Origin of the sequence: Psychrobacter aquaticus CMS 56 (assembly GCF_000471625.1) — a bacterium.
Taxonomy (GTDB): Bacteria; Pseudomonadota; Gammaproteobacteria; order Pseudomonadales; family Moraxellaceae; genus Psychrobacter; species Psychrobacter aquaticus.
On the sequence record NZ_AUSW01000019.1, the window covers coordinates 57,859 to 76,993 of the forward strand.

Consider the following 19,135-nt stretch of genomic DNA (forward strand, 5'->3'; position numbering starts at 1 on the left):
AATTGAGCAACCATAAGAATACCTATAATAGTGAGTCAATGAGAATTTGTCATGAGTGATAAAATAATTTTGCAGACCTTTGCTGCGCTACCTGTTTCTAAAATAACCAAAAAACCTGTTATTCATTTTGCCCACGCCAATGGTATGCCAAGTGCCGTTTATCAATCATTTTTTGACAGTTTGGCGGAATTTTTTACGATTGAATATATTGCGATGTTGGGTGCTACGCCTGATTATCCGGTGGATGACCATTGGCGTAGTCTCACGCAGCAAATCATCGATAGCGTAAAAAACACCTGCGAGAAGCATGGAGTCACTCAAGTAATAGGGGTTGGTCATTCGCTTGGTGCTATGTGTACGTTGCAAGCTTTGTACCGTGCGCCCAAATACTTTGCCCAAGCGGTATTGATGGATCCGCCTTGGATTTATGGTAAAGTCAGCTTGCTATGGCATTTGGCCAAGACAGCGGATAAATTGCCATGGATGAATAACCGTTTGATAGATAAATTATCACCAGCTGGCGTGTCTAAGTATCGCCGTGACGTGTGGGATAGCTGCGCAGAAGCTTATGAAAAAATGCGCCACAAAGGGTTTTTTAAAAATTTTGATGAGCGCAGTTTCCAAGGATACATCGATCATGGTTTACATACGCGTGCAGATGGTAAGGTGACATTGGCCATTCCTAAGGATAACGAAGTGGCGGTGTTTCGTACCAATCCTTCTTGGTATTGGCTTGCTCCAAATCGTGCGCCTAAGTCGCCTGTGACATTGATTATTGGCGAAGATAGCCTCTTTTTAAAACGTCGCTTTCCTCAGCAAGTCAAATCACGATTGGGTATTCCTTATCAGACTCATGCTGGTGGCCATATGTTTCCGCTTGAGCATCCAGACTCTGTTGCGCAGCAAGTACTGACAGTGATTAAGCAGCAATTGCCAAATTAGTCATCGATTATTTATGGTTCACGTTTATGATAGACATGGACTGATAGAGCACTTTTTGAGTTACGATATTATGCTAAAAGACGTTATCGCTTCACATAATTTGACGACGACAGCTAAGACAGCCCCACTATTTTCACGTTTGGGGGCATTTTTACTGACGGTAGGCATGGTGATGGTGTTTTTTGTCAGTCAGTTGCTAGGAGTGTATGTTGCTGGCAAATTGGTATTACCAGCGACTAAAAACGCAACAGTCGCCGACATATTCTTTTTTGGTAGCAACGATGGCACCGTGGTGAGCTTATCTATCATTATTGGTTGCGTGCTCTTAGTAGCGATTAGCATTTTAGTGATTCGGTTAAGAGGCGGCAATAGTCGTCAGTATCTGGCGCTAAAGCCTTTTTCCTTTGCAGTAGGCATGGGCATGCTTGGGTTGCTATTGATATTTATGATTGGCAGTCAGGCGTTGACTTATTTGCTTGATGAGACACCACTGGTATTCGTAGATCCGTTGTATCAGTCTGTTAGTTCAGTATGGCTGCTGGTCTTTGCCATGGTGATTGTCGCACCACTATATGAAGAATTGATCTTTCGCGGTATCTTGTGGTCGGCTATTGCAGAGCAGTTTGCTGTGCCATCATCTTCAGAATATCGCGGTGCAGTCGTCGCAAGTATGGTGACGAGTTTGATCTTTGCAGTGATTCATGTTCAGTACGGTATCTATGAAATCAGTACCATTGTGGTATTGGCACTGATATTTTGCTATGCGCGTGTCAAATCGGGTTCGTTATTACTGCCCATGTTATTACACATTGTCAATAATGGCGCAGCTATGTGGCTGTATATCACGCAAGTCGCTTAGGAATAATTACTCGTGACGCTCAACACGTCCTTATGGTCATCTCAATGTTTATACATGTGATTAGGCATCAGGATTTAACAGTAACACCTCATCGGCCGCCCGTTTGATATCATTGATCGTTAGCTGAGGCTTACCACTCAAAGCCTGTCGCCATTTGCGTGCCCCCATGAGTCCTTGAAATAGCCCCAAATAGTGTCGTGTCATCGTTGGTAGCGCTTCTCCTTTAGCAATTTGCTCTTCTAGATAAGGATAGAGTTGCTCTAAAATGTCTGAACGTTTGGGCACAGGCTCGCCCCATAATCGATTCGCTTCTGCTAACAGATAAGGGTTGTGATAAAAGGCGCGGCCAATCATCACCCCATCGACATGTTGCAAATGCGCCTCAATATCAGCGATAGTATCAATACCACCGTTTATCTCAATCTCAAGTTCAGGGAAGTCTTGTTTAAGGCGGTAAACATCCTCATAACGCAGCGGTGGTATCTCGCGGTTTTGCTTGGGGCTAAGCCCTTGCAGCCACGCAGTTCGTGCATGGACGATAAATCGCGTACAACCAGCAGCAGCCACCGTTTGTACAAAATCTACCATAAACTCATAACTGTCAAAATCATCAATACCAATACGATGTTTTACCGTTACTGGGATATCGACAGCCGCTTGCATGTGTTTTACCAAGTTTGCGACAATATTTGGCTCTGCCATGAGGCAAGCCCCAATTTTATTGTGCTGTACACGGTCAGACGGGCAACCAACATTGATATTGACCTCGTCATAGCCATGCTGCTGAGCAAATTCAGCACATTGAGTCATCTCAGCAATATCTGCTCCGCCAAGCTGCAACACAATAGGGTGTTCGCTTGTATCAAAGCGCAAATGCCGCGCTCGATTGCCATGTATCAGCGCGCCAGTACTAATCATCTCGGTATAGAGATACACATGAGGATTAAAAAGCCGCGCAAAATAACGGTAATCTGTCGTTGTCCAGTCAATCATAGGCGCAACTGAGAGGCGCTTATTGGTCATATCAACCATGGTCATTAAGCCTTAATCTTTGAATGTTTGAATCTTAGCTCGAACGTTTTATGTCAAATAAAAGTATAAGATGCAATGAATACAAGATACGGTTGCACCTACATTTAATCGATATCACCAGTGCAACATAAAAAAAGTCGCTCATAGTCATGTACTATTGGCTAGATGACGTGATCGATTTTTTTGAATTCAGGCAAATTATAAAAGTAAATGCCCATGATGATGCCAATAAAACCGATGAAAGCAATATACAGTGCAGGTGCAAAACTTACATATAGAGTGGCGTAGCCAAGCCCGAAAGGGACGAGTACACCCACAATACCGTAGGCCATATTATAACAAAAAGCCATTCCAGTGAGTCGTACATTGGTTGGAAATAACTGAACAAGGATAGCGGGTATCATACCGACGATGCCGGCACAAAAACCCAAAAGCGCATACATAATCAAAATGTAGTCACCGCTTCCCTGCAAATGGTAAAAAAACGCAAATATTTGAACGATTAATAAAATAGAACCAATCGCCAGAATTTTTCCGAAGTTTTGATGATTGGATATTATTCCGTAGAATACACAGCCAAAAATCATAAATACAATACCTAAGCTGTGCGAAAAATCAAACAAATCACCGTCCAGCGTAAAGCGTAATTCAATTAAATCAGGTAACAAAAGCACAATAACAGTGGTAATACTAGAAATGATAACAGTGAGTACCATTCCGATAAATATTGAGTGTTTGCAATGCTTAAGTAGCAGGCGAAAAGGCTTAGCAACATAGTCACTCGGTTTGGATTTTTTCATTTCAATAAAAAATGGTGATTCATCGATCCATCGCCATGCTAATAGCGGCAACAGACTCAAAACAGCGGCAACCAAGAAAGGCAAGCGCCAACCGTAATCAGCTAATTGTTCAGTAGTCATGGAGTTCGTTAGCCAAAGAAAAAAGGCATTAGAAAACAGTACGCCCACATAAAAGCTGGCTGTAACATAGCTACAGGCTACCGATAGGTATTGACGCGGAACATGCTCTGCCACAAAAACCCAAGCGAGTGGTACAAACAGCCCAAATGCGACGCCTTGTATAAGCCTTAACGTAATAAATAGGACTGGCGCGAGCCATCCCCATTGTGCATACGTCGGCAGACAGGCCATAGCCAATAAGCTACCTATTGTCACTAATAAGCTGATTAAAAGTATGGGTTTTCGGCCCTTAATATCACCATACCGACCAAATACGATGCCGCCAAAAGGACGTGCCAAATAACCAATCGCAAAAACCCCAAGACCCTGTATTTTTGTGATATCAGGATTGATATTGGTAGGAAAGAAAGCGGCTGCCACAACGTCTGAGAGATACAAATAAATCAAAAAATCAAAAAACGCGACGGCACAACTAAAGCATATAAACAGGACTGTATTTCTGTCTTTAGAAGACATTAAAGCATATTGAGAACGAGAAGGCATAATAAGTGCGTATCCACATATAAAAGTGCTCGTTAAGACGGTTATTATCTAGATAACTGGCTATAATAAAAAACGACAAATCAGTATAAATAAATAATGATTTGCCGAAAAAATAAAGGTATTTGCGCTAAACATTAATTTAGTAATAATTTTTGTAATAAACATATAAATTAAAAGCATTTAAGTTAAAAGCAGTTCATTAAACAGTTTTGCTGATATTTCAATGTCAATGACTAAGTCTTTTGACGACTTTTTAGACGCTGTCATCATAGTCATAGTAGCCAATCAATCGGCAGCCACGACATGATAGTAAGCCAAACATGATCACTGATATCGACACGTGGTTCTGAATCGTAAACCACTTTTTTATCTTCTTCCATGGTGTGCCACTGTAGCTTGCCATTGTCCAATAATTTGACTTCGTAAGCTTGGTTTAACAAGTCATCGCTAAGCGCACCATGCAACTGTTTTGCCAGCTCATTATCATTGATAATCACGCCCATCTCGGTATTGATATTGGCGGAACGCGGGTCGACATTGTATGAGCCAATGAAAACTTGATAGTCATCAACGGCGAAAGTTTTTGCATGTAAGCTGGTGGAGGATTGACTGCGGGCTTTCCATAGTTTGTTTTCCCGTTGCTCTTCAGACGCGGTCGATTTTAACTCATAAATTTTGACACCGGATCGCAACAGTTTAGGACGCCACTGGCTGTAGCCAGAATGCACAGCGGTCACATCAGTGGCATCAAATGAATTGGTTAAAATTTTGATGTCAATACCAGCCTCAGCTAACTGCACTAAAGTATCGACGCCATCCTTGGTTGGCACAAAATAAGAGGAAATAATGGTCAGCTGTTTGGTGGGTCGGCCTAATAAGGTGCGGAGTTGATGCACCAAATTGGTCTCAGTTGGAACGGTTTTGGTTAATTTACCCACATCGTCACTCAAAAACTGCATGTCTGCCCAGCGAAAGGGCACGCGCTTATTAAGTAAGTCACTGTCTATCGTCGAGTCTTTGATAGCGGCTTTATATACAGCCAAGTTGCTATTATTATTGGCGTTTTCTTCTTGGTCGAGCTTGTCTAATGCTGCTAAAAAGTCAGATGTGCTGCTATTAGATGTGACTAGCGTTTCGATATCAAATGATAAAGGTGATGACCAATAACTTGCAAAGCTGTTATCGATATCTGCGACCACTTTACCAATGAGCAAGACATCCAAATCTGCGAATTGGCTATTTTGATCGTTACTGAGATATTCATTGCCGATATTACGTCCGCCAATGATAGTGATTTGTTTATCAAAGGTCATGCTTTTATTGTGCATGCGGCGATTGATACGCGGCAAACCAGTAACATAGTTCAACGCCTGAAACTTACGGTGCATTAATGGATTGATGATACGTACGGCAATATTAGGATGGCTAGAAAAACGCAATAAATGCTGATCAAGTTTGGCGTCATTATTGAAATCATCTATTAGTAATCGTACAATCACGCCGCGCTCAGCAGCTTGCCACAGAGCTTTTAATAATAGTTGACCAGCTTGATCATTGTGCCAAATGTAATACTGGGCATCGATATTGCGTGTGGCCATATCTGTTAAAATACTGCGAGAGGCAAACGCATTGGCACCCGTTACGATGGGGTGATAGCCTGATAAATCAGGATGGATGTCATTTTGCTCACTAATGGCTGCAACCAGATCCACACTATTAGCAGTAGTTGTTAAAGCTTCACTTTGTCCGATTTTTTGGCCAGTTTCTGATTGGTATAAGGCATTTACTCGCGCTGATAAAGCTTGGCTTTCAGGCAGGTGTGGCTGCTTAGGTAAACTCTGACAGGCACTAAGACCCAAGGTTAGGCCGAGTGCTAGACTCAACGATAAATTGCTTGGTTCCATACTGAACATCGACATAAATGAGTTACCTTAATGAGCCTTAATATAACGAAGCATGAGCCAAAAATGATCTTGAAATTTTAGTCTGTTTTTGTGGATGATAGCACTGATTATTAAGCGTATGATAATCTCGTCCAAGGCAAAATCCAAATTGCCGCTAAGCTTAGCAGCTGTAACCCTCTGTGCCTATTATAAATACGTTATTTTTATTGAATTTAGGGATGAATTTAAAACCTTACAGTTACGCATACTAATGTAGGGTATCCACTTTATTGAGTATCGACTATAGCACTCACCTGAAACCAGCTGTTTGGAATAAGTTGGCATGATATGATAATGCTGCTGCACCAAATCGATAATTAAAAAATAAACATTCATTTTATACCCACCAAAGCAATGGAAGATCTATGAGCCAGTCACAAATGCAAGATGAGAGTAATTTGAATACATTAGATCCAAATTGGCGCAATGATGCCTTAGATTTAGGGCTTGATTATGGTATGCAGACCATTGCCGTGCGCGCCGGACAACACCGTACAGATGAAGGCGAACACTCAGAACCTATTTTTACCACCAGCTCTTATGTTTACCAATCAGCAGCTGACGCCGCCGCCCATTTTGATGGCACCAAGACTGGTAATGTCTACTCACGTCATACCAATCCAAGCGTACGCACGTTTGAGCGCCGTTTGGCCGCATTAGAAAACGGTGAGCGAGCGGTGGCGACAGCGTCAGGTATGGGCGCGATTCTGACCATGTGCTTGGCGTATTTAAAAGCAGGCGATCATCTGCTCGCAGCCAATCAACTGTTTGGCTCCTCTATTGGTTTATTTAATAACTATATGGCCAAGTTTGGCGTGGAAGTCAGCTACGTCGATTGCTTTGATAATGAGGCATGGGCAAAGGCGGTTCAGCCCAACACCAAAGTGATTTATTGCGAAAGTCCGAGCAATCCATTGGCGCAGATTTGCGATATCGGTTATCTGAGTCAACTGTGCAAAGCCAATGACATATTGTTGGTGGTTGATAATTGCTTTGCCACGCCAGCGCTGCAACGTCCGTTAGATTTGGGCGCCGATGTCGTCATTCATTCTGCCACCAAATATCTGGACGGACAAGGTCGAGTATTGGGCGGTGCGCTGGTCGGTAGTGATGCGCTGATGCAAGAAGCATTTACCGTAGTACGCTCAGGCGGTATCAGCATGAGTCCTTTTAATGCTTGGGTGTTTACCAAGGGGTTAGAGACGCTTAAACTACGTATGCAAGCGCACTGTCATAATGCCAATCAAGTGGCAGACTTTTTGGTCAATCATCCCAATGTCAGTACGGTACATTTCTCAGGTTTGAGCGATCATCCCGCGCATGAACTTGCTACGCGTCAACATCATATGAAAGATGGCTATGGTGCTATCATGGGCTTTGAGGTCAAGGTATCTGATAGTCGCGATACAAAAGAAGCTGCTTGGCATGTGATTGATTCGACACAAATGGTCTCCATTACCAATAACTTGGGCGATGCCAAAACCACAATTACCCATCCTGCAACCACCACGCATTTCCGCCTGACCGCTGAGGCTCGCGCTGAAGCAGGTGTCAAAGATGGTCTCATTCGTCTGTCAGTAGGTTTGGAAGATGTAGAAGATATTATCAAAGACTTGGCACGTGGTTTAGACAGTTTGTAAATATAGCGGTATAATCGTGGTCAGCATTTTAGTTCAACATGTAACGTATTCCATTTATTATTATAAGACAAAGAGGCAATTATGAACATTCAAGCATTGATGCAACAAGCCCAAACGATGCAAAAGAAAGTCGAAGCAAACGTTGAAAGCGCCAAAAAAGAGCTTGCCAACAAAGAAGTACACGCAGAAGCGGGCAGTGGTCTGGTCAAAGTCACCATGACAGGTCGTCATGTGGTTAAACGTCTGACTATCGACCCAAGCTTGCTAGAAGATGAGCCAGATATGATCGAAGATCTTATCGCTGCGGCTATCAATGATGCCGTTCGTCAAGCAGACGAGCTATACGAAGAAACCATGGCGGGCGCGACCTCAGGCATGGGTCTACCACCAGGTATGCAAGGCATGTTCTAAGCGCTAAATACTTCATACTGAAGACAAAAATGGGGTTGTTATCGATGCGATATGACCCCATTTTTATAGCTACGGTTTTTAAATAAAGGAAGTAACGTTGCTTACAGCTAAATTTGATCAGCTGGTCAAACAGCTGCGTATCTTGCCAGGTGTTGGTCAAAAAAGCGCGCAAAGAATGGCACTACATCTGCTTAGTAAAAAACGGCCACAAGGCATGGCGCTTGCTCAAGCACTAGATGATGCCATGCGCGATATTGTTGAATGTCAGCGCTGTCATAGTTTTAGTGATGAGGATATTTGTCCGCTATGTCAGGATCCGAGACGTGATGATAATTTGCTTTGTGTGGTCGAGACAGCCGCAGATGTGATGGCGATTGAGCAGACAGCAGGCTACCGTGGTCGCTACTTTGTGCTGGGTGGTCATTTATCCCCTATCGATGGGATTAGCGCCGATGACTTAAATATTGATCAGCTGGTATGGCGGGTCAGACAAGAACCCGTTGAGGAGCTGATACTGGCGACAGGTACGACCGTGGAAGGTCAAACCACCGCGCACTTTATCAGTGAGGCGGTCAGCCGTCATGTCAATAAAGTGACTCGCTTGGCGCAAGGCGTACCAATGGGCGGCGAGCTTGAGTATCTGGATAGCATGACACTCGGTCAAGCCATGCAAAATCGCTCTTTTTTATAGTGCTGTTAACGCATTAAAGTCTTGCTCATTTTATTTATTGAAATTGTTATAATTGTTTTCCCTTTTAATTTTATTAAGACGCGGTTTAGCGTTTTATTTCCTTTTATTTATGCAGGTATCTGCCCGTGTCCAACAATGCTTCAATTACCTCCACCCAGTCAAACCTTTCAGATAATGCGACTACTGATGATTTATCAACACCATCCAGTGGTACTGATATGACGTCAGCAGAGTTGTTATCAGCGCCAGATATCGATGCGTTACTAGATATTGCTGATGATGCTATTGTCACTTGGGTGCGTGAGCAAAGCCAGCTACAAGAAGTGATTGATGCATTAGCCACTTGCGGGCGCGTGGCATTAGATACTGAGTTTATCAAGCGCGATACTTATTATCCACGTCTGGCACTGGTACAGCTAAATACTGGCAATCACATTTATTTGCTCGATGCACCGCAGTTGCAGTTAGGAGATTTTTGGCAAGCACTTAGCAAAGTTGATGTCGCTATCTGGCACGCTTGCGGTGAGGATTTGGGTATTTTTTATTTGTTGTCTGGTTGCCCACCATTGACCAATATTTTTGATACGCAGATTGCGTTGTCTTATGTAACAGGTCAATTGCAAATGGGCTATCAGCAGGCGCTTGATGACCAGTTGGATATGCATATTGATAAAGAACAAAGCCAATCAGACTGGCTTCAGCGTCCGCTATCAGATGAGCAAGAGCAGTATGCAATTGATGACGTACGATTTTTGCCAGCGCTATATTTAAGCCTTGAGTACGAGCTAAAAAAGCAGGGTTTATACGATTATGTATGGGCAGACTGTCAGCTTTATGCCAGCGACTTGTATGCCTCACAGCAGGTTGAAGATGAAGCAATGTACCTAACAATGGCGGATTATCGTTATAATTCACAGCAAATGGCGATACTAAAAGCAGTGGCTACTTGGCGTGAAGAGCTGGCGCGCGCGACCAATCAGCCGCGTACGTTTGTCATCAAAAAACAAGCCGTTCGTGAAATTATCACTGAAAAGCCGAGCAATATGCGAGAGCTTGCGCACAAAACTACAATGCATCGTAGTATGCTGCGTCTATATGGTGAAGAGCTGCTCAAGGTAATAAAAGAAGCAAAAAACCTTCACCCTGCTGAGCATCCAGACTGTCTGCTACCGCCTTATCGTTCAAAAAACAAAGTCCTGTCAAAAGCGGTGCAACAAGCTATTGATGACTATGCACGAACTATCGGCGTACCTGCCAGTGTGTTGATGCGTAAAAAGTGGCTAGGGCAGCTGTATGAAGTGATTGCTTTTGATCAAGATATGAGTAATCTGCCACAAGGGTTAAAGGGTTGGCGCAATGAGTGGGTTGTACAGACGTTGATTCCAGTTATCGAAAAACATAAAACCGAATTGCAACAAGGCATGGGTATTAGGGTTTAATGAATGTCAGAAATCTTAGCGATTAAGCGTTTCATGTTCAAACTGCCCATATTGTAAAAAATAGCACGTCTGTGCAGCGACTTGCTTATCAACCAACAAGCCAGTGTGCGAGACTGGCATGACAATATGATCTGCCGCTGCCTCAATTTTGGTTTCTTCTATATATACTGTGCCATCGTGCGCAAGCTGCTCTTTAAGTGGCGGCTTGTTGGATTTGCGCTGCTTGCGATTATGATACTGCAAAAACATTTGACCCAAACCGTAAGGACGGTTACCAGCGATCACTCCAAGGGTAATGTGATTCGGTAATGGCACGACCGTTCCATCTAACGCATCAATATACGAGCGTCCCACAATAGCTGGGGTCAATCGCCAAATATAATCGGCACACACGCTGCCTACATGCGGCGTGCCAAGCGTGACGCAGCGACCAATCTGCCACTTGGGATATTGCGCGACAAAGTCTCGAATGATCAAACCGCCCAAACTGTGGCCAACGAGATCTATTGGTTCATCAGGATGGTGGTTTTGTTCTAGCCATTCGTTAAGGTGCGCGCTATTTACCTTAATACCATCACGCATACTACGATAGCCATATTGATGAGTAGTAAAACCTGCTGCTTGCAAGCGCTTAGCGAGTGGTCGCATGATCCAAGCCGTTTGATGCAGACCATGGATGAGAATGACGCGATTTTTTTGTTGCATAGTTAATTCCAAAAAAGTAATTCAAATGATATTATTTTAATGAGATAAGTTGCTGATGTCTTGTTAAGCACTTATTAATTGTCTAATTTATAGTTTATATTATTAATGATGATAAATAGAAAGTACAGGTGTATAGAGCAAAACAAAACCGCCAAATCAGCTGCTGACTTGGCGGTTTTTTATATCATATGAGTTAGGGAATATCAAAAACTGTGATTACAAATAGTTTTCAATACTTGGGCAAGAACACATAAGGTTTTTATCACCATACGCATCATCGACACGTGCCACACTTGGCCAAAATTTGTTTGCGCGGATGTAAGGTAGCGGGAATGCAGCAGTATCACGGCTGTATGGATGTGTCCAATCTTCGCTAGTAATCATGGCAGCAGTATGCGGAGCATTGACCAATGGGTTGTCTTCTAGTGTCCAGTCATCTTCACCTGCCTTGGCTTTCATGGCTTCAGCTTTGATGGATTTTAGCGCACTAATAAAACGATCCAATTCTTCTTTGGACTCAGACTCTGTTGGCTCAATCATGAGTGTGCCTGCTACTGGGAAACTCATCGTTGGTGAGTGGAAACCATAATCCATCAAGCGCTTAGCGATATCGCTTTCGGAGATGCCAGTTTCTTCTTTTAACGGACGAATATCGATGATACATTCGTGAGCCACACGGCCGTTTTTGCCTGCATATAATACAGGGTAGTGACCTTTTAGCTGCGCTGCTACGTAGTTGGCATTTAGTAATGCCAACTCTGTCGCTTTTAGCAAACCATCACGGCCCATCATGGCAATGTACATCCATGAAATAGGCAAAATGCTCGCTGAACCATAAGGGGCAGCCGATACCGCTGAGCAGTCTTTTTGCGCATTATGTACAGGGCTTAAGGTATGGTTGGCCATAAATGGTGCCAAATGTGCCTTCATACCGATAGGGCCCATACCTGGACCACCGCCACCATGCGGGATACAGAAGGTTTTGTGCAAGTTCATGTGTAGGACGTCTGCACCGACATCGGCAGGCTGCATCATGCCGACTTGAGCATTCATGTTAGCGCCATCCATATAGACCTGACCGCCATGCTTGTGAGTCAAATCGCAAATATGACGGATACCTTCTTCAAACACACCATGCGTCGATGGGTAAGTGATCATCAAAGCACCCAAACGCTCGCTGTGCTCTTCACATTTAGCGGTTAAATCATCGATATCCACGTTGCCATTTTCATCAGTCTTGACCACGACCACTTGCATGCCCATCATCATGGCGGTAGCAGGGTTGGTGCCGTGTGCTGACATTGGAATCAAGCAAACATCACGATTGGTCTCGCCTAATGATTCATGATAACGGCGAATCGCCAGTAGACCAGCATATTCACCAGAAGCACCAGAGTTTGGCTGCATAGACACATCGTCAAAACCGGTAATGGCTTTTAATTGATCTTGCAAGCTATCAATCATCGCAATATAACCAGTGACTTGATCGCGCGGCGCAAACGGATGCACATTGGCAAACTCAGGCCAAGTGATCGGTAGCATCTCACTGGTGGCGTTGAGTTTCATGGTGCAGCTGCCAAGTGAAATCATACTGCGGTTCATCGCCAAATCTTTGTCTTCAAGCGATTTTAAGTAGCGCAGCATTTCATGCTCGGTGTGATGCGAGTTAAATACTGGATGGCTCAAGATATCGTCAGTACGTAAGTGTGCGCTATCAAGAGACACGCTAGCTGCTTCAGGTAGGCTGTGTGCTTTGCTCACAAACAATTGAGTTAAAACCTCAAAGTCTGTCTGGTCACTGGTCTCACTAAAAGCCACGCTCAGTTTGGTGTCGCCAAGACGCCAGAGGTTATAGCCAACATTGTCTGCATTTTCAAAAATTTGTGTGGCAAGCTTTTCTGAACCACAATCAACGACGACCGTGTCAAAGAACTGATCGTGTACCACGTTGAGGCTGCCATCATTCGCTTCTTTGATAACCGTGGCAAACGCAGTGGCAAATGCATGAATACGAGTTGCAATACGCTTCACACCCTCTGGACCATGATAGACGGCATACATACCAGCAAGGTTGGCTAGCAACACTTGTGAGGTACAGATGTTTGAGTTGGCTTTTTCGCGGCGGATATGCTGCTCACGCGTTTGTAATGCCATGCGGAGGGCAGTATTGCCTTGCGAGTCTTTTGACACACCAATGATACGACCGGGGGCAGAGCGCTTGGCTTTATCAGAGAAAGCAAAATAAGCGGCATGTGGACCCCCAAAACCCATGGGAATACCGAAACGCTGGGTGCTACCTAGCGCCACATCTGCGCCCATATCGGCTGGTGATTTCAATAGCACTAAGCTCATGATGTCGCTTACGACACTGACATACGTTTTGTTTTGTTTAACTGCGGCAATGACGTCCGTTAAGTCTTTAACATCGCCCTCAGCACCCACGTATTGAAACAACGCACCGAAATAGTCGCCAGATTTAGCCGTTTCAAAATCGCCAATGACTACTTCCCAACCGAAGTATTTAGCACGAGTATTAATAACATCTAGTGTCTGTGGATAAACACGATCATCAACGAAAAACTGTATAGATTTGCTTTTGCTCACACGCTTTGACATCGCCATGGCTTCAGCTGCGGCGGTTGCTTCGTCAAGTAACGATGCACCAGCAAGCTCAAGACCAGTCAAATCAATACAAACTTGCTGGAAGTTAAGTAATGCTTCTAAGCGACCTTGAGCGATTTCAGCTTGATACGGCGTATAAGCGGTGTACCAGCCCGGGTTTTCAAGGACGTTGCGCTGGATAACCGCAGGCATACGGACAGGAGCGTAGCCTTGACCGATATAGCTTTTATTAACTGTGATGTCATCTGCCATCAACCGCAGTTTGGCAAGCGCAGCGTGCTCACTCATCGCGACTGGCAAGTCCAACTCTTTGTGCAAGCGTACTGGCTCAGGCACGGTGTCGTTAATGAAACTTGCCATATCTTTGTAGCCAACAGCGTTTAGTAAATCTGCTTGTTTGGCATCATTTGAGCCAAGGTGGCGATAGACAAATTCAGCTTCGTTGAACAGTCCTTTGAAGGTATCAAACGTTGGTTTTTGAGAGATAGTCATGACAGTCCTTGATTCAGGGAGTAATAAAAAGATGAACTAAAATAATAAATGGCGGCACTTATATAATGCTTCTATACATAGTGTACAAACTGGTCTTGATCAAAGCGGAATTGGGTATTGTAAATGCCATTGTCAGCACGCTCACCTGCACCAATCATCATAATGATGTGCTGATCGTCGCTTAAACCTAATAATTGCTTCATGGCTGGCTCATCGAAGCCGCCCATCGCACAGCTATCAAATCCATGTGCGCGTAGTGCTAGCATAAGGTTTTCGGCCGCAAGTGCAGTGTTATTGGTTGCCCAGTTTTTGGTGTCTTCAAACGTATAGTAAGGCGATTTGATCGGCCCTTTTAAGCGTCTGACCACTTGCGTTGCGCCCCATTTTGCGGCTGATACCATATTGGCTGGGCCACGCAAAAAATCCATAGCAACGACTTTGGTGTAGTAGTCTTTAACCTTTTTTGGCACAGGTTTATCTGGATACTCACGTAAAATCTGCTGGGCATGCTCATGCCAAATATCGGTGCGGGCAACGACAGCGATTAAGCGGGTGGCAGTTTTTGCGGCGTTTTGATTCATGCAGTTCTTTACTGCCTGCTTACGATTGTCAGCATCATCGATCACATAAAATTCCCACGGCTGTAAGTTGCTAGAGTTTGGTGCTAGCATGGCCAGACGCAGACAGTCTGCTAGTACGTCATCAGGTATGGGTGTGTCAGTAAAGCGGCGCACTGAGCGACGTGACTCTACGATATCGCGAAACGCTTGTAGCTGCGGCGTATGATTGGGCGTAGCAATGCTGTCTTTATTGTCACTATTGGCTGTCATATTAGGATCCATGCTGGGGATTGGGTTATCCGTGTGAGTCATCATTGATAGCACGTATTCATTGGTATTCGAACAGGTGAGCAATACGAGTCAATGAGATAACGCTTGGGAGCGATAATATCGGACGATAATAAGTGTTGGTGATCTACATATATAAATCTGCTTTCAAACAACAAGCGTGGTGAATAAGCCAATGCTTTTGATAAGAAAGGATTTTCAAAATAAAGAATATAGATACCAGCTGGTGCCAGTATCGATAAGGATCAGTCAGTTCTAGTATCTTGTAAGCGCTAGTGTCTCAGTAAGTCGCGATACACTCTAAATATCGCTACTCACTAAGAAAATGCTTTGCTTATAAGTCGCTTTCGTACTCATCGGCAGTCATTAGTGCTTCGTAGTCAGCGATGTTGTCAGGCTTCATTCTAAAGAACCAACCTTCGCCATACGGGTCAGAGTTGATGATTTCAGGATCATCTTCTAGCGCTTCATTGATTTCAACCACTTCACCTGAGAGAGGGGCATAAACGTCAGACGCGGCTTTTACTGATTCAACCACTGAGATTTCATCATCAACAGCGATGATGTCACCAACATCAGGAAGCTCAACAAATACCACGTCACCCAATAGGTCTTGCGCATGGTCAGTAATACCAACCGTGATCGTACCGTCGTCTTCTAGGCGTAACCACTCGTGACTCGCGATGTATTTTAATTCTGCTGGGATGTTGCTCATGGTCTCTCTCCTAAATGATAGAGGTTAATTAACAAAGAAAATGGAAGCTAATAATAGAATTTATAAAGCCTACGAGTCAAACTGCTGTTTGCCATTACGGACAAACGGTAGTTTAAGAACGCGCACATCAACGAACTTACCTTTGCCGCGCAGATCAACTTGTACGTTATCATCTTCTGATACGCTGGCAGGTACACGGGCAATGGCAATTGAGTTTTTTAGGCTAGGGGAAAATGTGCCACTGGTGATAATACCAGTTTGTTCTTTATCTGTGCCTTGATTGATCGTGACAGTCATACCTTCGCGTAATACGCCGCGCGTCGTCAATAGCAGGCCGACTTGTTTCATGGCAGTGTTGTCGTCTTTTGCTTGTTTACGTTTGCTCACCAATGCCGCGCGACCGATAAAATCACGCTCGTCTTTTAGCGCGAGCGTCCAGCCCATATTACATTCGTAAGGATTGATGGTTTCGTCCATGTCATGACCATAAAGGTTCATGCCAGCTTCCATACGCAAGGTATCACGTGCACCAAGACCGGCAGGTTTTATGCCATTGGCTTTTAGTTGCTCAAAGAACGCTGGGGCATCATCACCATGCATGATAACTTCGACGCCATCTTCGCCTGTATAGCCAGTACGCGCCACAAACCAGTCTGTACCTTCGATGCCCGTTAAATCAGCACCAACAAAAGGTTTCAGCGCTGCTAACGTGTCCGCCCAGCTGGGTTTGGCTTGTGCCAATTTTTCAACCGCATTTGGTCCTTGAACCGCGATCATAGCAAGCTCTGGACGTTCGGTGATGGTGATGTCGAAATCTTCAGCAACGTGATTGAATTGTGCTAGGTCTTTATCGCGGGTAGCAGCGTTTGAGACGATACGGTATTCAGTGGCGTCATCATTCATTAGATAAACAATCAAATCATCGATGACACCGCCTTGCTCATTTAGCATGCCAGAATAAAGCGCTTTACCAACGGTTTTTAGTTTATCGACATCATTGGCCAGTAGTTTTTGTAGCCATGCTTTGGTGTTAGCGCCTTTGATATCGGTGACGACCATATGTGAGACGTCAAACATACCTGCATCGGTACGGACGGCTTCGTGCTCTTCGATTTGTGAACCATAGTGAATCGGCAATTCCCAGCCAGAAAAATCCACCAGTTTGCCATCACTATCGACGTGAGACTGGTAAAGAGGCGTGCGCTTAGGGGCTTGGTTTTGAGAAGCGGTGTTTTGAGTATCGGTCATAACAAATCCTTATGTGTACATCAGTCGCACTTCATAAAAGTACAGTGGCTGATGCGCATTATCATAGTAGCGAGAAGCAACATTGCAGGGTGCAAATATTACATCAAAGGGTGGCACAGAAAATACATATAAAGCAGTCAGCCAAACATACGCTAAACGTCGGTTTAAGCAAAAGCCCTATCTGTCCTGTGACCTGAGATTTTCAACACGAACCATCACTGCTTGTTTTTAAAAGCATCAGCCTTTAAAAACCAAATCAGATAATGTCGCATTTTCTCCCCTTCGGTGGGTAAAACGTCGTCCGTTCTTACCGCTCTCCAGATTTGTTATGCCTTATGTTTGTGTGTCATGTGGGATTGATAGCCCATCACTAAACCATAATGACATGCGTTTTTCAGTCCTTTTACCTGAGCGATTGGCAGGGTAGATGCGCCTTCGGTGGTTATGTAGCCATTATAGACGTCGTATGACCAATGCAGTTGATACGATGTCTTTGTATAATATTTTTTATAATATAACAGTGGCTACAAACTCTCTCCTGAAAAACGCTTTTATTATGAAAGGTTCCAGATGCTTTTACAAGTCATCAACGATATTAAAATGGATAATTTTAAAAAAACCGATCTTTCCTTAGGATAATCAGTCACTTAATAATGTATTCGAGTGCTTTTATTTCTAGGTATTGTATAAATATTAAAGCGATTAGGGCGTGTTTGATATTCACAAATAGGCTCTGTCAGTGCCATGGTTGAATTATCAAACACGCCCTACCCATGGCAAAATTTAAAGCAACTACTGATATTTGCCTAAAATATGCTAACCTATGACGATAGTTTCTAAGAGAGTGTTCTCATGCATTGCGATATTTATAAATTTCCCAAACACGATGACATGTATGTCTACATTGCACGTCCTGATTATCCTGACGATACCGAAGAGCTCAAGGATTGGCTTGGTGTCTTGCCAAAAGACTTCCGTGCAGGCTTAGGTCGTAGCAAGTTTGTCATGCATTTGGATTTGGCCACCACACCAACGCTTGCTCGTGTCAATAAAGAAGAGGTACTGGCAAAACTACAGTCGCAAGGGTATTTTGTGCAAATGCCACCGCAAGATGTCATGCGTCGCCAAGCGGAGCTGCGTGCACGCGAAGCACAAGACAATATTTACGATTAGTCAGCTTATTTTATTCTAAAGCGTTTATTAAGAGATGGTTTTTGACGCCTTCGTCAAGGAGCAATCTTTAAAAAGCTTACGACACATTTGCTCACATGCATTTCAATAGTAAGTCGTGATAAACTAGCAGCCTATCAAGTGGGCATGTTGATGATTCGGTCTTCTTTATCGTATGGCAGAACGTATCATATGTGGTTAAACGCAAAAACGTGTCGCACCATTTATAAACGCAGGTAATGAAACGCGCATGGACTGGTTAAAAAATATCTTACACAGCTTACCGTTAGAAGCCATCAGTGATATTCTCGGCGAGATTGCTATTTGGTGGGGACAGTTGGTAAAAGACGTGCCGCCCGCAGACTTACCAATGTATGCCTATCTTGGTGGTGTCATTATCGTGTTGGTGCTGTGGTTGCTGGTCGCTCGTATGTTGCCGCGTCCCTTGGGTGGTATGAGTTGGATGATCTTATTTGCTGTTTTGTTAGCACCCGGTACGGCTCTTGGTGACCCTAGCGTGATTGCACCAGCCACCATAAGCGTGGTTTATGCGATTATGATGAAAGATACCGCTGGCGCAATCACCAACATGCTGCCTATATTGGTGGTATTGGTGGTGGGTCTGTTTGTGGGCTTTATTTGGCAGCTTATCCGCGGTGTATTTGAGTCAAGTTTGGACAAGGCGCGCAGTCGTGCGTCAGAGGATACCCAAGCGACGATGCAATTGACGACAGGTAATTATTTGACAGAAGGCGCGGCTCTGAATGAACAGCCAGACAGCACTCAGCCAGCTAATAAAACACCTGTAGCGGCTAAGCCTACAACTGGAGTCAGCTTAACAAAAGACAGCACTTTATCCAAAAAATCCAACACTGAAAACGCTGATAAACCATAGATTAATAAACATACTTCCAT

At 44.0% G+C, this 19,135-nt stretch carries 16 protein-coding genes and 2 riboswitches; of the genes, 8 read left to right on the forward strand and 8 right to left on the reverse strand.

Annotation, left to right across the window (positions count from 1 at the left end; translation table 11 throughout):
• Window positions 1-51 precede the first annotated feature (51 nt).
• The gene (locus M917_RS06150) at window positions 52-942 is read left to right on the forward strand and encodes an alpha/beta fold hydrolase (protein ID WP_021813928.1); all 891 of its coding nucleotides are present in this window, start codon (window positions 52-54) and stop codon (window positions 940-942) included.
• A gap of 70 nt (window positions 943-1,012) precedes the next feature.
• Complete coding sequence (locus M917_RS06155) at window positions 1,013-1,801, forward strand: CPBP family intramembrane glutamic endopeptidase (protein ID WP_021813929.1); 789 nt, start codon at window positions 1,013-1,015, stop codon at window positions 1,799-1,801.
• A 60-nt stretch (window positions 1,802-1,861) separates the two neighbouring features.
• On the opposite strand, the gene dusA is transcribed toward M917_RS06155, so the two are convergent.
• From dusA to M917_RS06170, 3 genes are all read right to left on the reverse strand, one after another.
• Entirely contained in the window at window positions 1,862-2,833 is a 972-nt protein-coding gene (gene dusA, locus M917_RS06160) for a tRNA dihydrouridine(20/20a) synthase DusA (RefSeq protein ID WP_021813930.1), read from the reverse strand.
• A 161-nt stretch (window positions 2,834-2,994) separates the two neighbouring features.
• Window positions 2,995-4,296: an MFS transporter gene (locus M917_RS06165; protein ID WP_040642136.1), complete on the reverse strand. Its 1,302-nt coding sequence runs from the start codon at window positions 4,294-4,296 to the stop codon at window positions 2,995-2,997.
• A 272-nt stretch (window positions 4,297-4,568) separates the two neighbouring features.
• Window positions 4,569-6,215: a phospholipase D family protein gene (locus tag M917_RS06170; RefSeq protein WP_021813932.1), complete on the reverse strand. Its 1,647-nt coding sequence runs from the start codon at window positions 6,213-6,215 to the stop codon at window positions 4,569-4,571.
• Window positions 6,216-6,604: 389 nt separating this feature from the next.
• On the opposite strand from M917_RS06170, the gene M917_RS06175 reads away from it, so the two are divergent.
• From M917_RS06175 to M917_RS06190, 4 genes are all read left to right on the forward strand, one after another.
• Window positions 6,605-7,879: an O-succinylhomoserine sulfhydrylase gene (locus M917_RS06175; RefSeq protein WP_021813933.1), complete on the forward strand. Its 1,275-nt coding sequence runs from the start codon at window positions 6,605-6,607 to the stop codon at window positions 7,877-7,879.
• Window positions 7,880-7,960: 81 nt separating this feature from the next.
• A complete protein-coding gene (locus M917_RS06180) occupies window positions 7,961-8,290 on the forward strand; it encodes a YbaB/EbfC family nucleoid-associated protein (RefSeq protein WP_021813934.1) in 330 nt (109 codons plus the stop codon).
• 97 nt (window positions 8,291-8,387) lie between these two features.
• Entirely contained in the window at window positions 8,388-8,981 is a 594-nt protein-coding gene (gene recR, locus M917_RS06185; protein ID WP_021813935.1) for a recombination mediator RecR, read from the forward strand.
• A 125-nt stretch (window positions 8,982-9,106) separates the two neighbouring features.
• A complete protein-coding gene (locus tag M917_RS06190) occupies window positions 9,107-10,420 on the forward strand; it encodes a ribonuclease D (RefSeq protein WP_021813936.1) in 1,314 nt (437 codons plus the stop codon).
• Window positions 10,421-10,435: 15 nt separating this feature from the next.
• Here M917_RS06190 and M917_RS06195 read toward each other — a convergent pair whose 3' ends face one another.
• From M917_RS06195 to gcvT, 5 genes are all read right to left on the reverse strand, one after another.
• On the reverse strand, window positions 10,436-11,125 hold the full coding sequence (locus M917_RS06195; RefSeq protein ID WP_021813937.1) for an esterase/lipase family protein: 690 nt from the start codon (window positions 11,123-11,125) through the stop codon (window positions 10,436-10,438).
• 216 nt (window positions 11,126-11,341) lie between these two features.
• A complete protein-coding gene (gcvP, locus tag M917_RS06200; RefSeq protein WP_021813938.1) occupies window positions 11,342-14,239 on the reverse strand; it encodes an aminomethyl-transferring glycine dehydrogenase in 2,898 nt (965 codons plus the stop codon).
• Between the two features lie 71 nt (window positions 14,240-14,310).
• Window positions 14,311-15,069: a nitroreductase family protein gene (locus M917_RS06205; RefSeq protein WP_021813939.1), complete on the reverse strand. Its 759-nt coding sequence runs from the start codon at window positions 15,067-15,069 to the stop codon at window positions 14,311-14,313.
• Window positions 15,070-15,421: 352 nt separating this feature from the next.
• Window positions 15,422-15,802, reverse strand: a complete 381-nt coding sequence (gcvH, locus tag M917_RS06210; protein WP_021813940.1) for a glycine cleavage system protein GcvH — start codon at window positions 15,800-15,802, stop codon at window positions 15,422-15,424.
• Between the two features lie 69 nt (window positions 15,803-15,871).
• Entirely contained in the window at window positions 15,872-17,050 is a 1,179-nt protein-coding gene (gene gcvT / locus M917_RS06215) for a glycine cleavage system aminomethyltransferase GcvT (protein ID WP_021813941.1), read from the reverse strand.
• Between the two features lie 171 nt (window positions 17,051-17,221).
• Window positions 17,222-17,381: riboswitch (glycine riboswitch) on the reverse strand.
• A 54-nt stretch (window positions 17,382-17,435) separates the two neighbouring features.
• Window positions 17,436-17,601, reverse strand: a riboswitch (glycine riboswitch).
• A gap of 301 nt (window positions 17,602-17,902) precedes the next feature.
• Here gcvT and M917_RS06220 point away from each other — a divergent pair.
• Together M917_RS06220 and M917_RS06225 are read left to right on the forward strand one after the other, a co-directional pair.
• A complete protein-coding gene (locus tag M917_RS06220; protein ID WP_021813942.1) occupies window positions 17,903-18,223 on the forward strand; it encodes a YcgL domain-containing protein in 321 nt (106 codons plus the stop codon).
• Window positions 18,224-18,470: 247 nt separating this feature from the next.
• Entirely contained in the window at window positions 18,471-19,115 is a 645-nt protein-coding gene (locus tag M917_RS06225; protein WP_021813943.1) for a hypothetical protein, read from the forward strand.
• Window positions 19,116-19,135: the final 20 nt, after the last annotated feature.

What these genes read in the sequence shown, in the direction of transcription:
- M917_RS06170 (WP_021813932.1), bottom strand. Translation starts at nt 6,215, where the DNA reads ATGTCGATGTTCAGTATGGAACCAAGCAATTTATCGTTGAGTCTAGCA.
- M917_RS06175 (WP_021813933.1), top strand. Translation starts at nt 6,605, where the DNA reads ATGAGCCAGTCACAAATGCAAGATGAGAGTAATTTGAATACATTAGAT.
- M917_RS06220 (WP_021813942.1), top strand. Translation starts at nt 17,903, where the DNA reads ATGCATTGCGATATTTATAAATTTCCCAAACACGATGACATGTATGTC.
- gcvH (WP_021813940.1), bottom strand. Translation starts at nt 15,802, where the DNA reads ATGAGCAACATCCCAGCAGAATTAAAATACATCGCGAGTCACGAGTGG.
- gcvP (WP_021813938.1), bottom strand. Translation starts at nt 14,239, where the DNA reads ATGACTATCTCTCAAAAACCAACGTTTGATACCTTCAAAGGACTGTTC.
- M917_RS06225 (WP_021813943.1), top strand. Translation starts at nt 18,471, where the DNA reads ATGGACTGGTTAAAAAATATCTTACACAGCTTACCGTTAGAAGCCATC.
- M917_RS06165 (WP_040642136.1), bottom strand. Translation starts at nt 4,296, where the DNA reads ATGCCTTCTCGTTCTCAATATGCTTTAATGTCTTCTAAAGACAGAAAT.
- gcvT (WP_021813941.1), bottom strand. Translation starts at nt 17,050, where the DNA reads ATGACCGATACTCAAAACACCGCTTCTCAAAACCAAGCCCCTAAGCGC.
- M917_RS06155 (WP_021813929.1), top strand. Translation starts at nt 1,013, where the DNA reads ATGCTAAAAGACGTTATCGCTTCACATAATTTGACGACGACAGCTAAG.
- M917_RS06150 (WP_021813928.1), top strand. Translation starts at nt 52, where the DNA reads ATGAGTGATAAAATAATTTTGCAGACCTTTGCTGCGCTACCTGTTTCT.
- M917_RS06195 (WP_021813937.1), bottom strand. Translation starts at nt 11,125, where the DNA reads ATGCAACAAAAAAATCGCGTCATTCTCATCCATGGTCTGCATCAAACG.
- M917_RS06180 (WP_021813934.1), top strand. Translation starts at nt 7,961, where the DNA reads ATGAACATTCAAGCATTGATGCAACAAGCCCAAACGATGCAAAAGAAA.
- M917_RS06205 (WP_021813939.1), bottom strand. Translation starts at nt 15,069, where the DNA reads ATGACAGCCAATAGTGACAATAAAGACAGCATTGCTACGCCCAATCAT.
- dusA (WP_021813930.1), bottom strand. Translation starts at nt 2,833, where the DNA reads ATGGTTGATATGACCAATAAGCGCCTCTCAGTTGCGCCTATGATTGAC.